Source organism: Psychrobacter sp. Pi2-51 (assembly GCF_904846665.1).
Lineage (GTDB): Bacteria > Pseudomonadota > Gammaproteobacteria > Pseudomonadales > Moraxellaceae > Psychrobacter > Psychrobacter glaciei.
This window is the reverse complement of record NZ_CAJHBP010000005.1, coordinates 124,035-144,945: the sequence shown is the minus strand read 5'-3', so window position 1 is coordinate 144,945 and position 20,911 is coordinate 124,035. Positions and strand designations below refer to the sequence as shown.

The 20,911-nt window shown below is 44.7% G+C and carries 15 protein-coding genes; 13 read left to right on the top strand and 2 right to left on the bottom strand.

All coding sequences use genetic code 11. The features are described from left to right. The first annotated feature begins 28 nt into the window (after window positions 1–28). The 5 genes from JMY08_RS04300 (at window position 29) to JMY08_RS04280 (ending at window position 7,169) form a co-directional block, all read left to right on the top strand. On the top strand, window positions 29–1,678 hold the full coding sequence (locus JMY08_RS04300) for a 3-deoxy-D-manno-octulosonic acid transferase (RefSeq protein ID WP_201591174.1): 1,650 nt from the start codon (window positions 29–31) through the stop codon (window positions 1,676–1,678). Beyond that, on the top strand, window positions 1,675–2,451 hold the full coding sequence (locus JMY08_RS04295; protein WP_201591171.1) for a 16S rRNA (uracil(1498)-N(3))-methyltransferase: 777 nt from the start codon (window positions 1,675–1,677) through the stop codon (window positions 2,449–2,451). The genes JMY08_RS04300 and JMY08_RS04295 overlap by 4 nt, the downstream gene beginning before the upstream one ends. 227 nt (window positions 2,452–2,678) lie before the next feature. Then, window positions 2,679–3,803, top strand: coding sequence for an extracellular solute-binding protein (locus tag JMY08_RS04290; protein WP_201591168.1), 1,125 nt, complete (start codon window positions 2,679–2,681; stop codon window positions 3,801–3,803). A 188-nt stretch (window positions 3,804–3,991) separates the two neighbouring features. After that, a complete protein-coding gene (locus tag JMY08_RS04285; RefSeq protein WP_201591165.1) occupies window positions 3,992–5,680 on the top strand; it encodes an ABC transporter permease in 1,689 nt (562 codons plus the stop codon). Window positions 5,681–5,828: 148 nt separating this feature from the next. Next, on the top strand, window positions 5,829–7,169 hold the full coding sequence (locus JMY08_RS04280) for an ABC transporter ATP-binding protein (RefSeq protein ID WP_201591162.1): 1,341 nt from the start codon (window positions 5,829–5,831) through the stop codon (window positions 7,167–7,169). 52 nt (window positions 7,170–7,221) lie between these two features. Here JMY08_RS04280 and JMY08_RS04275 read toward each other — a convergent pair whose 3' ends face one another. Further along, window positions 7,222–8,064: a methyltransferase domain-containing protein gene (locus JMY08_RS04275; protein ID WP_413786678.1), complete on the bottom strand. Its 843-nt coding sequence runs from the start codon at window positions 8,062–8,064 to the stop codon at window positions 7,222–7,224. Window positions 8,065–8,446: 382 nt separating this feature from the next. On the opposite strand from JMY08_RS04275, the gene JMY08_RS04270 reads away from it, so the two are divergent. The 7 genes from JMY08_RS04270 to JMY08_RS04240 all read left to right on the top strand — a co-directional run bounded on the left by JMY08_RS04270 (window position 8,447) and on the right by JMY08_RS04240 (window position 18,752). Then, window positions 8,447–10,123, top strand: coding sequence for an alpha/beta hydrolase family protein (locus JMY08_RS04270; RefSeq protein ID WP_201591156.1), 1,677 nt, complete (start codon window positions 8,447–8,449; stop codon window positions 10,121–10,123). Window positions 10,124–10,715: 592 nt separating this feature from the next. Continuing rightward, complete coding sequence (gene gyrA / locus JMY08_RS04265) at window positions 10,716–13,517, top strand: DNA gyrase subunit A (protein ID WP_201591153.1); 2,802 nt, start codon at window positions 10,716–10,718, stop codon at window positions 13,515–13,517. Window positions 13,518–13,831: 314 nt separating this feature from the next. Beyond that, complete coding sequence (gene rarD, locus JMY08_RS04260; RefSeq protein WP_201591150.1) at window positions 13,832–14,902, top strand: EamA family transporter RarD; 1,071 nt, start codon at window positions 13,832–13,834, stop codon at window positions 14,900–14,902. 239 nt (window positions 14,903–15,141) lie between these two features. Then, entirely contained in the window at window positions 15,142–16,212 is a 1,071-nt protein-coding gene (gene rarD, locus JMY08_RS04255) for an EamA family transporter RarD (protein ID WP_201591147.1), read from the top strand. Between the two features lie 362 nt (window positions 16,213–16,574). Beyond that, a complete protein-coding gene (locus JMY08_RS04250) occupies window positions 16,575–17,243 on the top strand; it encodes a glutathione S-transferase (RefSeq protein WP_189580454.1) in 669 nt (222 codons plus the stop codon). Between the two features lie 92 nt (window positions 17,244–17,335). Next, window positions 17,336–17,593 carry a hypothetical protein gene (locus JMY08_RS04245; protein WP_201591144.1) on the top strand — a complete coding sequence of 86 codons (258 nt, stop codon included), beginning with the start codon at window positions 17,336–17,338 and terminating at the stop codon, window positions 17,591–17,593. A 43-nt stretch (window positions 17,594–17,636) separates the two neighbouring features. Next, the gene (locus tag JMY08_RS04240; RefSeq protein ID WP_201591141.1) at window positions 17,637–18,752 is read left to right on the top strand and encodes a ribonuclease Z; all 1,116 of its coding nucleotides are present in this window, start codon (window positions 17,637–17,639) and stop codon (window positions 18,750–18,752) included. Between the two features lies 1 nt (window position 18,753). On the opposite strand, the gene JMY08_RS04235 is transcribed toward JMY08_RS04240, so the two are convergent. Further along, window positions 18,754–19,740 carry an ATP-binding protein gene (locus JMY08_RS04235; RefSeq protein ID WP_201591138.1) on the bottom strand — a complete coding sequence of 329 codons (987 nt, stop codon included), beginning with the start codon at window positions 19,738–19,740 and terminating at the stop codon, window positions 18,754–18,756. A 176-nt stretch (window positions 19,741–19,916) separates the two neighbouring features. Here JMY08_RS04235 and JMY08_RS04230 point away from each other — a divergent pair, with 176 nt between their 5' ends. Continuing rightward, the gene (locus JMY08_RS04230) at window positions 19,917–20,906 is read left to right on the top strand and encodes a serine/threonine protein kinase (protein WP_201591134.1); all 990 of its coding nucleotides are present in this window, start codon (window positions 19,917–19,919) and stop codon (window positions 20,904–20,906) included. Window positions 20,907–20,911: the final 5 nt, after the last annotated feature.

Here is a 20,911-nt window from a genome sequence, read left to right as displayed (position 1 = left end):
CTGATCCATTACTAATCTGGGCTGTTCTATGCCATCTTCTCCTACGCCATCCAAATCCTCTACTACCGCGTTGTCCAGCCGAGCGGTGTATCAGCCACCCTTTTATTATCAATGTATCATTGGCTTACTAAAGCCGCTATATCGCCTACAGGTTTGGCGACGCTCACACGAGCGCGATAACTATCAGCAAGAAGTGGCACAGCGTTTTGGCAAGCACTATCCTGCAGCGCCAACAGCTGATATCAAAGCTGAAATAAACCATAAAGCTGAGATGAATAATAACGTTATCTGGTGCCACGCGGTGTCTTTAGGTGAGACCAATACAGTAGCGCCGTTGCTAGACATGCTATTGGCGCATGGTTATCAGATTTGGCTGACCAATACCACGCAGACGGGTTTCGCTCGCGGTGCCAGCCGTTTCGCTGCTGACATTGCTCAGGGTCGACTTAGCCATAGCTATGTACCTGTAGATAGCCCCGCTGTTATTGAAACGTTTTTAGCGCACGTGCAGCCAGTCGCGACCTTGTTTGTAGAGACCGAGCTGTGGGCAAATATTTTAACCAAGCTGTCCGAGCATCGTATTCCGAGCATCTTAGTCAATGGTCGTCTATCAGCCAGTTCATTTACAAGCTACCAAAAAATCGCTGCTGTCAGCGCCAGTATGATGAAAAACCTGACGTTAATTATTGCGCAAGACAACGATTCTGCCAAACGCTTTCGTCAGCTGGGCGCTCATAGTGCGCAAATTCGGGTGGCGGGCTCACTCAAGTGGGTCATTAATAGCCCAGTGCTCAATAATGAAACGATTGATAGCAAAACTGATGATGTACAAGCGACTGATAGCAACGCTGCTAAGAAAGAACATGAGCGTGCCACTATACAAAAGCAAAAGAGCGGTATTGCCGTCGAGTTGGGAATAGCGGATCGTCCTATTTGGGTCGCGGCCAGCACCCATAGTGGTGAAGAAAGTATCGCTCTGTCATTACAAGAGCAGCTATTGTCCAACCCAGCGCTGGCAGACACGCTGTTGATTATCGTGCCCAGACATCCTGAACGCTTTGATGAAGTGGCGACGCTTATCCAAAACAGCACGTTGATAATGGCACGGCGCAGTAACGAAGAAGTAATCAATACGGACACGCAAGTGTATTTAGCAGATAGCATGGGCGAGCTAATGACATGGTATGCATTAGCGGATGTGGCGTTGGTGGGCGGTTCGTTGGTCGATGTGGGCGGACACAATCCAGTTGAGCCAGCGAGTGTGGCAACACCGGTACTAATGGGACGCCAAACCCAATCGTGTCAAAGTGTGGTCGATAAGCTGGCGAGTGTAGGCGCGTTATATCAGCCAAACAATGCGTTTTATCGTCAAATTAATATAGAGGATGTTGCTACCAATAATGAAAATATCGACCATTCAGCTATCAGTAGCTCAGATATCAGTAGTCTAGATATGAAGGGTAAGCAAAAATCCTCGCGCAATAAGTCCTCATTGGCTGCTAACGATACGGCGCTCATTTATGATCAGCTACAGTCCTGGCTTAGCCATCCGCTATTAGCCAAACAGGCAGGGCAAGCTGGCGAGCAGATGACCGTACAGCAGCAAGCAGTATTAACGCGTCAATTTGCCATGATCGAAAAGGTGATTGAGCAACACTCAAACCAAGAGACTCTATGAATTGTCTATTACTGCCTGCCGAAAACTTTTCGCAAGATTCTGCGATAATTAATAATCTATCGCAAATTAACCATATCAATGACGTGTTGACCGCAGCAGTGGGAGATACGCTTAAAATTGGGCAACTCGGTGGCAATCTTGGTACGGCGATGATTGAGGAGATTGCTGCTCACCGTATTCAGCTAGGTAATGTTCAATTGTCAGTTGTGCCACCTGCTAAGTTAAATCTGACGGTCATCTTGGCATTACCACGTCCAAAAGTGCTGCGCCGCTTGATAATGGATATGACGGCGCTTGGTGTGCGCGACATTATCCTTATCAATAGCTATCGCACGCAAAAGAGCTATTGGCAAAGTCCGATGTTGAGTCGCCTCGATGAGTTCGTACTAGAAGGCTTACAACAAGGAGTGGATACTGTTGCCCCGCGCATTACTTTGCAAAAGCGTTTTAAACCCTTTGTCGAGGATGAGCTGGCAAGCCTAATCACCAACCGTGCTATTGTCGCGCATCCTTACAGCGATCTGTCATTTTCGCAATATGTGCAGCAGCAAGTGCTAGCAAAGCAAGAGCAAACTGCGCCATCGCTCGTAGAAACTAACTCAGCTAATAGCACCTCCTTGCCCAGTCTCGTTTGTATCGGCGCAGAAGGGGGCTGGATCGATTATGAGATTGAGCTGCTTGGCAGTCAAGGCTGTCAGGCAGTACACATAGGTCCACGCATATTGCGTACTGAAGCGGCAGTCAATGTGATTTTGGGGCAGTGGCTGTTATAAAAAAGTGTTGAGCGAACACTATTTGGCTAAATCATTGCTTTTGAAATTGTATTTTAAAAGCAATGATTTAGCCAAACAAGCACCAGTTTATCCAGTTAAATAAATGTATTGATAATTAATCTCATTTCTATTAGTATGTTGTTTTCAACTAATATGCTCTTATTACTCTTAATGAGTAATGTTTTTTATCTCTCTCACTTATCCGTAGCACCATTATGGGGAAAACCATGTCATTGAAAGCTTTCAGCGCAAACTTACCTTCTACCAAGCTCACTTTACCTGTTGCCGTATTTGGCATGATGCTAGGGCTTGCGGGTTGTAGTAATTCCTCTACGCCAGAAGAAAGCGTTGATGCTGAAGCGGCGCCAGCTAGTAGCGAGCAAGAAGTGACTAACGATGGCGCGACGAGTGCTGAAGGACAAACGATTACGATCTACTCATCACGTAACGAGCAGCTGATCAAGCCTTTGCTAGACCGCTATACAGAAGAAACAGGTGTCAAAATTGAACTGGTCACTGATAAAAGTGGTCCATTGATGGCACGCTTGCAAGCGGAAGGTCAAAATACGCCAGCGGATATGCTATTGACTGTGGATGCGGGTAATTTGTGGCAAGCCACAGAACAAGGATTGCTCCAACCAGTGGCATCGGCGGTATTAGAAGCCAATGTCCCTGCAAAGTATCGTGATCCAAAAGGTCAGTGGACAGGTCTGTCATTACGTGCCCGTACTATCATGTATGACCCAAGTAAAGTCAGCGCCGACCAATTATCTACTTATGCAGATTTGGCGGATCCAAAATGGAAAGGCAAGCTTTGTTTGCGCACCTCAAACTCTGTATACAACCAGTCATTGGTTGCCAGTATGATTGAAAACTTAGGCGAAGAAAAAACCGAAGCCGTCATTCGTGGTTGGGTAGATAATTTAGCCACTGACGTCTTCAGTGATGACACTAGCATGTTAAAGGCTATCGCTGCCGGTCAGTGTGAAGTAGGCTTGTCTAACAGCTACTACTATGGTCGCTTGCTCGATGAGCAGCCTGATTTTCCTGTCAAAGTCTTTTGGGCAAACCAAGGCACTACTGGTACCCACGTAAATATTTCTGGGGCAGGTGTGGTGACAGGATCAGACAATCCTGATGGCGCCCTCAAATTAATGGAATGGTTGTCTTCGGATAAAGCGCAAGGGCTCTATGCCAGCTCTGATAAAGAATATCCAGTCAAAGAAGGCGTTGATGAGTCAGATATGCTCAGATCGTGGGGCGAATTCAAAAAAGATGATATCAACGTGCAAAAGTTTGGCGAGCGTCAAACCCAAGCGATTCAAATGATGGACAAAGCAGGTTATAAATAGAGTATCACAAGCCAACCACGCCCAAAAAATGACAGTAGCCATCAGATAAATGTCAGCATGACTCTTAGTAAGCGGAACAGTAAGCAGAACAGTAAGCTGAGCAAGTTTGACAGAGAAAATGGTGTTTTTGGGTGTGCGATAGGCGAATTAGATCGGGATCTCTATGCGTATGACATGGTAATAATTATATGATAACAACGCCAAATGCGTCTGTTCGTCAAGACAAGACAGCCAACGACAATAACAATGGCAGTGACCATAGTAGTTTGGCTGTTAGTCAAGACCATGCTGTTCGCAAACGTATCCTCTCAAAATCAGTCTTAGGACTGATTTCGTTGTTTATGCTGGTACCAATTCTCATCGTCCTGCTGTCATGGACGCAGCCAGTGGCAGACATCTGGACGCATATGCGCGAGTATGTGCTGCCGCAAGTCCTCAAAAATACCGCGATTTTATTGGTGATGGTGACGGTTATCTCTGGCAGTATCGGCACCGCACTTGCTTGGATCACCAGCATGTATCGCTTTCCCGGACAGCGCTTTTTTTCGTGGGCGCTGATGCTACCGCTGGCGATACCGGCTTATGTGCTGGCATTTGTTACCGTCGGTATAGTTGATTTTAGTGGGCCGCTACAGACAGGTTTACGAGAGTTAGGCATCGATACAGCTATTCCGTCAGTACGCAATGTCTGGGGCGCAGGCTTGGTATTGTCATTGGCATTTTATCCCTACGTTTATTTGCTAGCGCGTCAGGCCTTTTTGTCACAAGGCAGGCGGGCGATTGAAGCGGGTCAAATGCTTGGTTTAAGCCGCAGTCGCGTGTTTTTCCGCTTGGCATTACCGCAAGCATTGCCGTGGATAATTGGCGGATTGTTACTCGCCAGTATGGAAACGCTTGCGGATTTTGGTGCGGTTTCGGTCTTCAATGTCGACACTTTTACGACGGCTATTTACAAGGCTTGGTTTGGATTTTTTAGTCTAACGACTGCCGCGCAATTAGCCGCTTTGTTAATCGGTGTGGTATTTATCGTCGTATTGTTTGAGCAGTACTGGCAAGCCAAGCGCGGTAATATAGTTACCCAAGGCAGCAATCAGCGTTTTGAAGCCAGTGCGTCTGCTAAGCTGGCCATGACATTCCTATGTACACTGGTGTTTTTGCTGGCTTTCCTAATACCGTTCTTGCAGCTCATCTACTGGACCGCGTTAAACTTCCGCCAAGATTTTGACGCCCGTTATATTGATTTTGTTACCAACAGTCTCATGATTGCGAGCATGACCACCATTTTCATTGCTTTTTTAGCCATCATCATTGCGTGGATTAAACGCCAATATCCTGATAAATCAACCAAGCTTATGACCACTCTAGCCAATCTAGGCTATGTCGTACCGGGTACAGTACTGGCTGTGGGCATATTTATCCCAATTGCTTGGATAGACAATCAGCTGATTGCGTTTGGTGTGACCTCAGAGCAAGTGCTGTCGGGTAGTGTTATCGTGATGCTCCTTGCCTTATCGACGCGCTTTATGACCGTAAGCTTTCAGCCAGTCGATCGGCAGTTACAGCGACTGACTGTCAATCAGGAAGCGGCTGCTAAATTACTGAGTGACAGCCCTTATCAGCGTTGGCGGCAAGTGATGTTGCCTGTACTCAGCCCTGGGGTGCTAACGGCCTTATTGATGGGTTTTGTCGAAGTGATGAAAGAGATGCCGATCACTTTGATGACACGTCGGCAAGGCTGGGATACGCTAGCAGTGCGGGTGTTTGAGATGACCAGCGAAGGCATGTGGGGCAGAGCAGCATTGCCAAGTTTGCTGATTGTGTTGGTCGGTCTTATTCCTGTTTGGGTACTGCTGCGCCAAAGTGATAAGCAAGGATAAGCTGAAAACAGTTTATTATTTAAGACATTGCCGTTTATTGTTTAAGAAGCTAAAGACAGAGTTGCTCGCGCTTAAGCCTTCATTAGTACCATAATTTTTACCGTTTTATTTATTGGTTTTATTCATTAATCGCTTACTGGTACCATCTATGTATACTGACTTGATTAAAGACTCAACAGCCCCAGCCAATCCTCAGCCGGCGACGGCTAAAGTGAAAGTGCACGCTGATAATGTAAAAAAATCATTAGTATCAAGAGATGAAGTTTACCAAATGCAGGATAATAATATCGCTAAGCACGATGCTAACTTTACCGCACATACTGAGACAAATATCACCACCAATCCTTACTTTAGCGTGCAAGATTTAATCGTCGGTTATGACGATACCATCATCGTTAATGGACTATCGCTAAGCTTACAGCAAGGCGAGATTGGCTGCTTTTTAGGTTATAGCGGTTGCGGCAAGACCACGGCATTGCGAGCCATTGCGGGATTGGAGCAAAGTCGTCGCGGCACGATTGGCTTAAATAACCAACGCTTGACAGAACAGACGCCGACGACCTCGTTTGCCGTCGCGCCAGCCAAGCGTGGTATGGGCATGGTGTTTCAAGATTATGCGTTATTCGGGCATTTAAGCGTGGCAAAAAACATCGCTTTTGGTCTCAATAAATGGTCAGCAGCCGACAAAAAAGCTCGCGTGGCTGAGATGCTAAGCCTCGTTGAATTGACTGAGCATGCTGACAAACGGCCCAATGAGCTCTCAGGTGGACAGCAACAACGCGTTGCTTTGGCACGAGCGTTAGCGCCCAATCCCAAGCTTTTGCTACTCGATGAGCCGTTTTCTAATTTGGATGTGGTACTGCGCGAATCATTGGCGATGAATGTCCGTGATATTCTCAAACGTACCAATACCACCGCTATTTTGGTGACTCATGATCAAAATGAGGCTTTTGCGCTGGCAGATAAAGTAGGCGTGATGGATAAAGGTCGATTGGTACAATGGGCGACACCAAGCGAGCTATATCATGAGCCAATCAGTCCGTTTGTCGCTGAGTTTGTTGGTGAAGGGGCGATGATAGATGGCATCATCAAAGAAGGTCACGTCGAGACCGCGTTAGGTGATATTTACCGTCGCATGGAAGTTTATGATGAGTCAGGGCAGCCGCAATATTGTGAGTACGATTATCCCAATGGTACACCGATTAAGGTGCTCGTGCGCCCTGACGATATAATCCATGATGATGATAGTACGCAGACCGCTTTGGTGATTGGGCGCGTCTTTCGCGGTGCCAATTATCTGTATCGCTTGCAACTCGATGATGGGCAGACGGTTTTGTCCTTGGTCGCCAGTCATCATAATCATGAGATTGGCTCGCAAATTGGGATTTTGCCGATACTTGAGCACGTTGTTGTTTTTGATGAAAAAGACATCAATGCGACGACTTGGTCAGAGTACGATCGGTCCGAGCGCGTGGCGGAAGCCAGATAGTCGCTTTAGCAAATCATGATTTAGGTGCTCGTCATCACTAAGCGTACTCAACTTAACGAGTTGCCATTATATGCAGATAGCGACCCAGCCATTTATACGGCTCTCGTTGTGAGTAGCGCAGCTCCATACGTATGACTGCATCAGGATCATTATGACCACCGCGCTTGAGCGGTGCATAATCATGAAACACGCGCAAGCCACTGGTTAGAATGGTTTGGTAATGATGTGTGATGAGCCAAGACTCGACTTCTTCTTTGGCGACCGGATAATTAGGCGTCAGGCTTTTTTTAGTGTCAGCCTTATAATCCGTGTTATCGAGCAGATTAAAATTACCCATAATTAGATTACGATAGTCAAAGCTCGCTGGATTATAAAAGCACAATGACAGCGCGCCATGCTCAGCCAGCTGCCGATCACAAAAATCCATAATCGCTGCTGGTTCTGCGAGCCATTCGAGTAGGGCATGCGACATTATCAAATCAAACTTAGCTGTTTTCTCAGTATTTTTAGCCATACTGTCTTTATTCTGCAACTCATCGATTGCCAATTTATCCTCTATCTCTTGATAAGGGCACACATACCAGTGTATATCTAGATTCCTATCGATTTCTGCGGCGCTCGCTTTTGCTTTCTCTAACATATTGGCAGAGATGTCATTGATGACCACGCTATGCCCTTGAGCCGCAAGCTCAATCGCAATCTGTGCAAGTCCTGCACCCACATCTAAAACTCGTAAAGGTCGCCCAAGCTCTTTACTCATCTGCGCTGTATAGGCAAAGATATCACGGCGCAATACTGCCAGTCGAATGTCGCCTTTAAGACCACCGTAGACCTTTTTTTCAAAATAATCGGCAATCGTGTCAAAACTACGATCAGTGCGCGTCTCGTCTTGCATCGCTGTTTCTTTTGTGAGATCTGTCGATTGGCTGTTGGTTTCTTTCGTGCTTTGACTGCTGGTTTGCATAGGGTGATATCTATATGAGGGTTAAATTTGGAACATCGTACAACAAAGACTAAAGCTAAGCTAGAACTGCTTTAACGGCAACAAAATTTTTCGTATAAGGTAAAAGACGCCACTCAGCGCATGTTTTCCAGTAGCTTTTCATAAAATTTTACGGTATAAATAGTAAGGTTTAAGAAACAATAACTATTGAGCAAATTTTGCTAAAAAGTGCTTAATACAAATCATTGATGGAAAAAAGCTGCCAAACTAAACGGCATTTACTGCCAAAAAATTTCAGCAAACGTCTGATTTACCATTGCTAAGGACAGCAACCATGATCAAATCCACCACGGATACCAGCGACAAATTATCTGCCCCTTTATCTGCCCCTACTTATCAATCCATGTCTATCATTACCAAAACACCAACGATGTCACGCTGCTTATTGTCAGTAGCCGTTGCCAGTGCTTTACTACTCACCGGTTGTGGAGATGACGACGATGATAATGACACAGCATCCATCATTTTTCCTACTAGCGTTGAGACAATTAGTGCTTTCAGTACTGCTCAAATAGATGGTATTCCTGGATTGGAAAATGCTGGTACGCCTGATGCTAAGTGTGATATTAAAGTAGAGAAAGTCACCTATCAAACGGTAGGATCAGCAGGCGAGGTTACCAATGCAACTGCTGCTTTAATGCTGCCTAGTGGTGAGGGTGCAGACTGTTCGGGTGATCGTCCAGTATTATTATATGCTCATGGTACGACTACCGATAAAAGCTATGACTTTAGCCAAGTTGGCAATCCTCAAAATTCAGGCTCGGGTGAAGCCACCTTGATAGCAGCAAACTTTGCCGCGCAAGGCTATATCGTCGTAGCCCCTAACTATGCTGGCTATGATGATTCAGAGCTTGATTATCATCCGTACTTAGTTGCTGAGCAGCAATCTACTGATATGATTGATGCGTTGAATAGCTCGCGTATCGTTATCGATGCACAAAAACGAGAGAAAAATACCAATTACGCCAATATCGATGATTCAGGCGAGCTATATATTTCAGGGTATTCACAAGGCGGTCATGTTGCTATGGCTACTGCTAGAGCGCTAGAAGCACAGAATAAACCAGTGACAGCCATTGCACCTTTATCAGGCCCTTATGCTCTAGCCGCCTTTGGTGATGCTATCTTTACGGGGAACGTTAACCTTGGTGCAACGCGATTTGCACCATTATTAACCACAGGATTACAGAAAAAGTATCCAAGTATTTATGATAATGTTAATGAGATTTTCACTGACCAGTATGCCAATACTATCCTTCCAAGTGACTCAAGTTTTGAGCAATTAGTCGAGGATAATAAACTGCCTGGATTTGCGCTGTTCCAGTCAAAATCTACTGGCAATGCAGTACTTGATCAGCTACCTTTTAGTACACTACCTTTTGCATTTTTAGGATTTTCTCCTGATAACTATCTCATTAAGACGGACTTTCGTGCCGCTTATGTGACAGATGTGCTTGCAAATCCTGATGGTTTGACAGCAGCAACACCAGCTGGAATACCAGCCGCTTCTCCACAGAACGAGCTTCGTAAAGCCCTAAAAGACAACGATTTACGAGGATATGTACCAAAGATGCCAACATTGTTATGTGGTGGTCATCGTGATCCAACGGTATATTATGATTTAAATACAGGTGCAATGACTGCTCAGCTGCAACAAGCTAACCTAAATGTCACTGTTCTCGATGTCGATAACGAAAATGAAGCGGGTCGTGGCATTCCAACGTTGCTGCCTTTAGGTCAATCAGCATTAGCAAACCCTTGGCTAATGACCAATACTATTGATAATATTCAGTCGCGATTTAATAATAATGTCGACGCTGCTGGAGCTGGCCTCTTATCTAGCTATCATGGTGGTTTAGTCGCTAGTGCTTGTACTGACGCCACTCGTGAATTCTTTAATCAAGACTTCAGTGCCAGTGCCAGTGCCAGTGCCAGTGCCAATCGAACTTAATATGACCAAGCGGCAATAAGTTATTTACAGATGAATGATGTCAAAAAACTGCATCCCAGTGGGTGCAGTTTTTTTATGTATAAACCCATTATTTTTTAGGAAGATAAAACAATGAAATCAATAATGTTATCTTTGCTAGCGCTCCCCTTTGTACTGTTGCCTATGAGTCAAGCACAATCAAAAAATACGCCTTGCTCCGGTAAGATGGGCGGTATTTCTCATTGTTCAAAAGATGGTAAATTCGTCTGTAAAAATGGCAAAATTAGCCAGTCTAAGCGAGTATGTCATTAAAGATATTTCGGTGGATATTGCTGGATCTAAAAACCTGCGCTAATGAGCTGTTTTGCTTGATTTTAATGACAGTCAGAACCCCCTAAATCAACAAATTTGTGCTAAAATAGCTTCTTTTATTCAACATTACTTTTAACAAAAACCGTATCGCCATTTTCCTATGGTTTTGCACGTTTTGAGGTGTTTTTTAGCGTTTATATAACAATCATAGTTGCGCATTTGTGCAGCTATATTTTTGTATCAGCTTAAACCTTTTAAGGCGTGCAACCCTTAGAGAAATTATGTGAGTGAAGGAGTGTATATGAGCGACTCGATCAGTCCTATTGCCATCGTGGATGAATTAAAGCAATCCTATTTGGATTATGCGATGAGCGTGATCGTCTCGCGCGCGCTGCCTGATGTGCGTGATGGGTTCAAACCAGTGCATCGCCGTGTGATGTATGCGATGCACGTGCTGTCTAATGACTACAATAAAGCCTATAAGAAGTCGGCGCGTGTGGTCGGTGATGTCATCGGTAAATATCACCCGCATGGCGATAGTGCGGTCTATGATGCGATTGTACGGATGGCGCAGGACTTTAGTTTGCGTTACCCGATGGTTGACGGTCAAGGTAACTTTGGCTCGATTGACGATGATCCACCGGCGGCTATGCGTTATACCGAAGTACGTATGACTAAGCTGACCCATCAGATGCTGGCTGATCTCGACAAAGACACTGTCGACTGGGAAGACAACTACGATGGCTCTGAGCGCATGCCAAGCGTGTTGCCTGCGCGTGTGCCTAACTTGTTGGTCAATGGTGCGACTGGTATTGCAGTCGGCATGGCGACTAATATGGCACCGCATAACCTGACCGAAGTCATTAATGCGTGCTTGGCATATGCCGAAAATCCGCAAATATCAGCTGAAGAGCTGATGACTCATATCTCCGGTCCTGACTTTCCCACGGGCGGTATCATCTACGGTCGTGCAGGTATTTTGGATGCTTATCGCACGGGTAAAGGCCGCTTGCACATACGTGGTCGCTATATCATTGAAGCGATGAGCGATACGGGCGTCAACCGCGATCGTGAGCGCATTGTATTTACCGAAGTACCTTATCAGACCAATAAAGCGAAGCTCATTGAGCGTATCGCTGAGCTGGTACGTGACAAAAAAATCGAAGGTATTACTGAGATTCGTGATGAGTCTGATAAAGACGGCATGCGTATCGCCATTGATTTGCGTCGCGGCGAAACTGCCGAAGTCATCGTCAATAATTTATTCCTCCAAACACCGCTTGAATCTAGCTTTAGTATCAATATGGTGGCGCTCGATAATGGTCAGCCAAAGTTATTGACCTTACGTCAATTAATCGCTGCTTTTGTACGTCATCGTCAAGAAGTGGTGACGCGCCGTACCATTTATGAGCTAAATAAAGCTCGCGTTCGTGGTCATCTGCTCGAAGGCTTGACCGTTGCACTGGCGAATATTGATGAAATTATCGCTGCAATTAAAGCGTCTGCAAACCGCGGCTTGGCACGTGAAAGCTTACTAAACAACACATGGGGTTCAGGCAGTGTCGTGGCGATGCTAACCGCTGCTGGCAGTCAATCAGTACGTCCTGACTTCATCGAAGGCGAAGATCCAAAAGCACCGTTTGGTCTGATTGAGGGTAATGAGCATTATCGCTTATCGCTTGAACAGGTCAATGCTATTTTAGATATGCAACTGCATCGTCTAACAGGTCTTGAGCAAGACAAACTGACCGAAGAATACCAAGATTTACTGCGTGAAATCGCCCATTTAGAGTCTATCCTTGGCGATTTTGACAAGCTAATGACCATTATCTCTAATGAGATGATTGAGATTCGTGAGAACTTCGGTGATGAGCGCCGCACTGATATTATTGATTCACGTATGGACTTTAACCGTGAAGATCTTATCCCAGAGCAAACCGTAGTCATGACCGTTTCTCGTACTGGTTATGCAAAAACCCAGCCAATTGATGATTATGTTGCGCAAAAACGTGGTGGTAAAGGCAAATCTGCGACTGCGATGAAAGAAGACGATGTGATTGATCATCTAGTAGTGACCTCAACGCATTCTACAGTATTGTGCTTCACTGATAGTGGACGTGTCTTTAGCCTACGCGGCTTTGAAGTACCGATTGCCAGTCGCGGTGCCCGTGGTCGTCCATTGGTGAATTTAATTGGGTTAAATCCTGATGAAACCGTGACAACTATCTTGCCTATTCCAAAGATAGTAGAAGAGCTACCGGTAAAAGGTGACACATCATTAACAGATACCTTAATAGATGGTGATGATGAGTTATTAGAAGATAGCAATCAAGCAGAGCCACCTTTTGTATTCTTTGCAACTGCTAATGGTACAGTGAAACGGGTAGAGCTTAAGCAGTTTGCCAATATTCGATCAAACGGCTTGATTGCCGTTGGATTAGAAGAGGGCGATAAATTAGTCAGTGCTCGTATCACCAATGGTAGCCAAGAAGTGATGTTGTTTGCTTCCAGTGGCAAAGCCATTCGTTTTGATGAAAATGATGCTCGCGCGATGGGTCGTACTGCGAAAGGTGTCCGTGGTATGCGTCTGGCTGCTGATGAATTCATTAAGTCGTTAGTCGTTATCGAAGATGATGTCCGCGAAATCCTAATTGCTTGTGAAAAAGGCTTTGGTAAACGTACCTTTATCGATGAGTTCAATACCCAAAATCGTGGTGGTGGCGGTGTAATCGCGATTAAGACCAGTGAGCGTAATGGTGCGTTAGTACGAGCCACCAAGGTTGACTCTACCGATGATATTATTCTAATTTCTGATAAAGGGACGTTGGTGCGTACGCCAGTTGAGCATGTCGCTAGCTCTGGTCGTAATACGCAAGGTGTCACGCTGATTCGTCTGTCAAAAGATGAAAAACTGGTTGCCATGGCACGTGTTGAACACGAAGAAAGCGATGACGAGCTAGTTGATGCTATGAGAGAAGATGGCACGTTGCATGTAGAAGGCCAAGAGCAAATAGACATCGATGCGGCAACTGGCAACACCGCCACAACTGAAGTTGATGATGCTATCGATATTGCAAACAATGATGAGTTAGACGGCGAATAAATATCTCAGTAGTTAGCTTTGTGATATAGGGCATGTCATTAATTAGCACATTGATACATTTAGTGGTCTTAAAATGGTTAAATTTTGCCAAACATCGTCAGAAATCTTGTCAATATGTTCATATTTACGGCAATTTCTTTCTTGTTTGGCTGCAATTTTCCTCATTTTAAGCCTCACAATCTAAATGATGACACGCCCTAGTCTTATACGATTGTTCTAAAAAAAGCCTCTGACGTTATCGTCGGAGGTTTTTATTTTTTGATTCTCATTTTTCTCAATAATGTAAATAAGGTTCTATTTTTAAGGCTGTTGTTATGCTTACGACCAATCAAACTTTTCAGGGAACTGTCGCATCGGTATCATCGAGTTTTTTATTTTCGATGATGTTTGTATTTGGGCTGTTTATGTTGCCCTTAACGGGGACACAGGTAGCATCATGGCGTGTCCTTATGATGCTATTAAGTTTGGTAATATTGCTCAGTTTGACCAAGCAGTGGCAGCATGTCTTTGATTATATAAAAACGCTAAAGACAGTAAAGGAGTGGTTGATATTTATATTGCCCGCACCGATTTTGGGTGGACAGATTTGGTTGTTTATGTGGGCGCCCGTTAATGGGTTTGGTCTGGACGTTACGCTGGGTTATTTTTTATTGCCGCTTGTGATGATTGTGCTTGGTCGGTTTTTTTACCATGAGCATATGAGCGTCCTACAGTGGGCAGCCGCACTATTCGCAGCATTAGGCATCGGTTACGATATTTTTCAGTATGGTTCGGTATCTTGGGTGACGCTGTTTGTGTGCTTGGGATATCCACCTTATTATCTGTTGCGTCGTACACTTGCTGTGCCACCAGTGACGGGGCTGTTGTTTGATTTGACTCTGCTAATGCCAGTAGTGCTCATCATACTTTATGTGACTGGTGGTTTTGACGTTGCGGCACAAGAGATGAAGTTTTGGTATCTGTTGCCGCTGCTTGGTGCCTTTAGCGCGCTTGCGATGTCACTGACGATGATTGCGAGTAGTAAGCTGCCCGTGTCATTGTTTGGCGCGTTAAGCTATATAGAACCGATGCTGTTGTTTGTGTTATCCATTACGGTTCTGAGTCAAAACCTTGATGAAGGCGGCTCGCTCTTTATGTATGGCATGATTACGCTTGCGCTACTGGTCATGATGGTTGATAGTGCCACAGGCTATCTTGTTCGTCGTCGTAACGATCATCTTTATGGTTATAGAGAGCCACAAGTGGGCGGTTTCCCACCGCGACGCCATTTTATCAATCAGCGTATCGATGGCGTACTAAAAGCGCATCGTTTTCGCAAGATACGTCGTTACCAAAAAAAGATGAATAAGATACAGCAAAAAATTGAGCAACTTGATTTAAAATAAGCACTTAGAGTCATTAAACTTACTCAACGAAGAAGTTGATATACTAAATGAATGGCAGTATTGCTTATCTATTCTGACTTTGACATAATGCAGCCCATGATATAAGCACGACATATCAAAAGCGTTGATCTTGGATTGCGCGACGACCTTATATGCAAAAGCCTCAGACGTTCTCGTCTGAGGCTTTTGTTTTTTTTAAAATTGCCAAGGATGTGCCCCAATCTCTAAAGGCTGCTGTGATGCTGACTACTAACCAAACCTCGCAGGGTACGATCACTGCTGTGGCTGCAAATTTCTTATACTCTCTGCTGTTCTTATTCAGCTTGCTGCTGCAACCGTTATCAGGTACGCAGGTCGCTTCGTGGCGTGTGCTAACGATGTTTTTTAGTTTGGTGCTATTGGTAAGTATATTAAAACAATGGCAGCATATTTTTGACTATCTAAAAACATTAAAAAACGCCAAAGAGTGGTTTTTATTTATATTGCCCACCCCCATTTTGGGCGCACAAATCTGGATATTTATGTGGGCGCCAGTGAATGGTTTGGGGCTTGAAGTGACGTTGGGTTACTTTTTATATCCAATGATTATGATCGTCGTTGGTCGATTTTTTTATAATGAGGATATGAGCTTACTTCAGTGGGCTGCCATTGTATGTGCGGGTTTTGGTATCGCTTATGATATCTTTGAATATGGTGCTATCTCTTGGGCGACGTTGTTTGTCTGCTTGGGTTACCCGCCGTATTACCTACTGCGTCGCTATCTAGCCGTACCACCCATCACTGGTCTTATCTCAGATCTTGTGTTGTTATTGCCAGTCGTATTGGTTGCGCTGTATATGAATGGTGGCTTTGAAGTAGCGATAACTAACCACAAGCTTTGGTATCTGCTGCCGTTATTAGGCATTATCAGTACCGCTGCGATGTCACTGACGATGGTCGCCAGCCAAAAGCTACCTGTCTCGTTGTTTGGAACGTTGTGCTACCTTGAGCCGATATTTTTGTTCGTATTTTCGATTGCGATTTTGGATCGTAACTTACATGATGGTGGATCCATGCTGATGTACAGCATGATTTTTGTGGCATTGCTTATTATGATCGCTGATAGCGCGCTGGGTTATTTGGGACGCAAACGTGATGACCGCTTACATGGCTACAATGAGCCACAAGTGGGCAGTTTTCCACCACGCCGCCGCCTAGAAAATCGCCGTATTAAAGGCGTGTTGGCTGCGCATCGTTTTCGTAAGATTAAGAAGTATCAGCAAAAAATAGACAAAATGACGCGAAAAATAGAAGTGCTCCACGCCAAATAAGTAGGGGTTGTTGTAAAACCAAAGTTGACTTGGCAGGCATTATTTTTCGTAACTACTCTACACAGTTGTGGTGTCAAAGCCGCGTTAAGTACGCTATTATCAGTAGCAGCAGTATCACACTCGACCTAATTTGGCACATGATATCTAGGGCGTGTCCTCAAGCTGAACGAAAATACTTAAATGGGTCAAAAATGGCTAAGTCTTGCCAAACTGTGTCAAATAGCTGGTTAATATCTCGATATTATCTGTGCTAATTTCCTCGTTTGGCTGCAATTTATCTCATTTTTATCACCATGTTCAGAATGAGGACACACCTTAAAATAGTATAGCGGACTCACAATTACTTATTACTAGGATGGTTTATGTTACACCTTCATCATTTAGCAAACTCACGCTCGTTTCGCATTTTATGGTTATTAGAAGAGCTCAAAGCCGATTATCAACTGACGTGCTATGAGCGCAATAAAGCTTACCGCGCGCCTGAGAGTCTAAAAGCCATACATCCGATCGGTCATGCACCGATATTGGAAGTGGATGGTCGCCCGCTGATCGAGTCAGGGTTTATCATCGAATATCTGCTCAAGCATTATGATAAAGCCCATCAGTTTAAGCCTGCCGATGACAACGAAGCAGCGTGGGAAGCCTATACGTTTTGGTTGCATTTCGCTGAAGCGTCTGTGATGCCACCGCTCATCATGCGATTGGTGTTCACCAAAGTGGTTGAGCAATCGCCGATGTTGATTAAACCTGTTAGCAAGGGCATCAAAGCAAAAGTCGAAAAAAGTATGATTGCTAACAGCTTAAACAAAATACTCGACATGATGGAGCAGCATCTACAGGACAATCATTGGTTCGCTGGTGAAGATTTTAGCGCCGCCGACATTCAGATGCATCTGGCGGTAGTAGGTGCCAATGCTGGTCCGGGCTTAGATAAGAATAAATATACCAATATTTTAAATTGGTTAAAACGCTGTGAAGAACGTGATGCCTTTAAGAGTGCAGAAGAAAAGGGCGGTCGTCTTAAGTTCTAGTTGCTGGCGTTTACACACGTATAAGCGCTTGATTTAATATTTTGATAAAAGGTTTTGTTTATGCATAGACAAAACCTTTTTAGGATAAAGTAATGTCTGATCTGAATAAATCTGAAAACAAAAACATCGATACCGATGTCAATACTAACCCATCGCTTGCTCGTCAAGAAATCAATAGCCAGCAGGTGTCTATCAAAGCATGGTCACAAAAACTGCTGGTCGTGCTGCTATGTGTAGCGAGCTTTTATGGTGGTTGGAAGTCTTATGAGTCCAATATGGTCAATGAGTGTACTGCCAATGGTGGACAGATGGTAGCAGGCGACCGAACCATGATATGCCAACTATCATAAGCCGTATCATTCATTAATAGTTTTGTACTATGAGTGCTAAATCATGCTCAAACTGACTTTTTTAGGTACTTCAGCAGGGGTGCCAACCAAACAGCGCAATGTCACTGCCTTAGCGATCGAATGCTTGAATCCTTATTCATCGAGTGCTAGTCAGCAGCCTAAAAAATCGCGTCCGTGGCTATTGATTGATTGCGGTGAAGGTACGCAGCAGCAATTGCTGCACACCAAGCTCTCCTTACATCAATTAACTGCCATTTGTATTACCCATGTGCATGGCGATCATTGCTATGGTTTGCCAGGATTGCTGGCGAGTGCGGCTATGTCTGGACGCCGCGAACCGTTGATGCTTATCGCACCAAAAGCCATCGCTACATTGCTTGAAGCTATTACCGCCCCCACAGAGTTGTATTTGCCCTTTGCCATCAATTTTATGGCGATTGAAGAGTTATTGTCTCCAGATAGTGGGAGTAACAGTCAGGTAAGTATCAGTTTAGACAGCCAGCATCAGCTTGATATTGATATCACACTGCTATCACATCGCGTCGCCTCTCATGGTTTTGGTATCACTCAGACTATCAGCCAGCGCACGCTTAATGCGGACAAGTTGACCGCAGCAGGTATTCCAGCAAGTGCGCTGTGGGGCAAACTGCAGCAAGGTACAGATGTCATGACCGAAGACGGTCGTGAGCTGCGCTCAGCAGATTATGTCAATAATGACGTTAAGCGCACACGGGTAGTGGTAGCAGGGGATAACGATACGCCAGCTTGTCTCACCCCTGCGTTGGTCGACACTGATTTGCTGGTGCATGAAGCCACTTATACTCATGAGGTGTTGACTAAGATTCAAGCCAAAAATCCAGACTTTGACCCCATGCATAGTAGTGCGCAATTGGTGGGCAAATTTGCTCAAGATATCGGGCTTAAGAATTTGATTTTGACCCATTTTAGCGCGCGTTATCAAAGCTTTGATAACCCAGCTAGCAGTACGGCAAACATGGGGCATATTCGCTTAGATGCAGAAAGTGTTTACAAAGGTAATCTCTGGTTGGCAGTAGATTTTGACCAATATATGGTCGATGGTGCTGCTGATTTAGCAAGCAACCAAGAAGAGGATAACCGCGTGCAGTATCTAGGCTCTGCACGCAGCAATGAGACATGATTTATAGCTCTTTATTTGCCAATTGACTATCTGCAAGTGCTAATTGCGTTATACCGCTCCAGTATCGACTGAACTGGTAAGCAACCCGTCCTGAGCGACCACCACGTTCAGAGGCCCAACGTAGCGCATCCTTTTTGATCTTGTCAGGCATATTCTGACTTTCCAAAACGGTCTTAGCATCACTATCCATATCAGCTGAGATTTTCTGCTGTTCTAAATTTAGGTAATGCTGAACGATATGCAGGTAAGTCTGCTGATCCATGGGGTGGAAAGTGAGTGATAAGCCAAATCGATCCGATAACGACACGGTCTCATCAATGGCTTCATAGGGGTTGACTTCATCCGTCTGCCCATTGTAAATATCAATATTGTCTTTCATCATTTGCGGTAGCAAGCGACGGCGATTACTGGTGGCATAGACCAGTAGCTTGTCTTGCTCAGAGTCGAGCGAGCCATCAAGCACGCTCTTTAGCGTACGATAGCTTTCATCTTGACCGTCAAACGCGAGGTCATCACAGTATACGATGTAGCGGCAATCACAATCTGCTGGTAGGGCGTTAATGGCAGCGCGAATCTTATCTAATATTTGCAGATCATCGCGAGCAACTTCAATAATACGCAAGCCTTCACTATGATGGGCTTGAAGCAAGGCGCGAATCAATGATGATTTACCTGCACCGCGTGTGCCTGTCATCAGCACGTGATTGGCAGGATAACCTTTAATAAACTGACGGGTGTTCTGTACCAGTTTAGACTTTTGCGTATCGATACCATGCAAGTCATCTAAGCTTAAAAACAGGTTGACCGACAAAGGCTCTAAATTACCAGTGCGTCCACCAACCCAGCGATAAGCAAGCTGGCTCGGATCGATTTCAATAGTTGGTGTAACCCGCTCTTGTAAGTACTGACTGAGTAAATCTAGTAAAGGTTGAGGTAGGGCATAAGTAGGCTGATTAGAGGGCGAGGTTGGGATGATTGGTTGTGACATAGTGGCTCTAGTAATTAAGGTTGTCTTTAATACCATACCCAAAAATATCATTAACGTAGCTAAAGTTTCGGTGCCTACTGAGCGTAGTACTGGTAAAAATTATTCGCGTTATTATTATTTTTGGAAATGATACGAACAGGCAGGCAGTAATCTCACCCTATTATGAGAAAAACACCATGGAAAATAGTGCCAGTAATCTGTCTATTAAGCAAGCGTTACAGGCGCAATCTCAGCAGCTATTACCCATTATTACGCAATCACTGACCACACTGCATTTTAGCGAAGTCGTTCACCAGCGTATTACTCAGCAAAATCATGAGCATACGCAAAATATTGAAAATACTTATTATCAATGCTTAACGCGTGCCCAACATCCGCAGTTTGGTCATGTCATGATTAAATGGCAGTTGAGTGCCGACGCTTATCCTATCGCTTTCGATTTAACTCACGAAGTAGATGTTTTAGCTGCTATAAATGCTTTATCAAGAATCGAAGATAATGCTATCTCACCGCCGCTATTGGCGCATCATTGTGTAAACGTTCAAATACTAGAGCAGCCTCATTACTTAACGATAGTTGTCATGCCTTATTACTCTAATGGTAGCTTGGCAGGGCAGTTGAGTGATCGAAATCAGTATTCATTGACGGTGCAACAAAAGCATCATTTCATCGCTCAATCGGCATATTTGATAGCCAACTTGCATCAGGCCGGCTGGCTACATAATGATATGAAGCCCAGTAATATTTTGCTAGATGGTTTGTTGCCAAATAGTGCGGATAATAGCAGTGTAATGCCTGATTTATTGTTGACCGATTTTGCCTTAGCGCAGCGCTGCAACGCAATAAGTGTGGAAAATCCTGCTGGCACGCCAGCGTATCTCGCACCTGAGCGTTGGCAAGGGCAGGGCGCAACGTTGCAGAGCGATATTTATGCATTTGGCATAATGGTGGTTGAGATCTTAATAGGCGTGCGACCCTTTAAGATAAATAAACAAAGTAGCGATCCAATGATTGACTGGGCGACGCAACATTGTCAACAGCCTATGCCAGCTTTGCCACTAGAATATAGTCGCTATCAATGTATTGTAGATAAAGCATTGGCGAAACGCGTGGAGAAAAGATATCGGAGTATGGATGAGGTGTTGGAGGGTTTAGAGCGTTTGTGATAATA